This is a genomic window from Streptomyces sp. SID14478 (genome assembly GCF_010548525.1).
GTDB lineage: Bacteria > Actinomycetota > Actinomycetes > Streptomycetales > Streptomycetaceae > Streptomyces.
The window spans coordinates 1-253 of sequence record NZ_JAAGMG010000248.1; the positions used below are offsets into that span (position 1 = coordinate 1).

Annotated in this window: 1 protein-coding gene; it reads right to left on the bottom strand. The window is 76.3% G+C overall.

The window, feature by feature from the left end; translation table 11 throughout:
• Positions 1-253, bottom strand: a 253-nt coding sequence (locus G3I40_RS08635; protein ID WP_164301566.1) for an ROK family protein, incomplete at both ends; no start/stop codon positions are given.

Here is a 253-nt window from a genome sequence, read left to right on the forward strand (position 1 = left end):
GCGAGACAGAGCGCCTCGATGCAGCCGCGGTTCCCGCAGTCGCACTGCGGGCCGTCCAGCTGGATCACCTGGTGCCCGAACTCCCCCGCTCCGGTGCGCGCCCCGCGGTAGAGCGCGCCGCCGAGCACGAGCCCCGCGCCGAGCCCGGTGCCGAGGTGGAGGTAGGCGAAGGAGCGCTCACCGTCGCGCGGGGCACCGTCCGGGGTGCCGGCCAGGGCGAGGCCGAGCGCGGCCGCGTTCGTGTCCTTGTCGA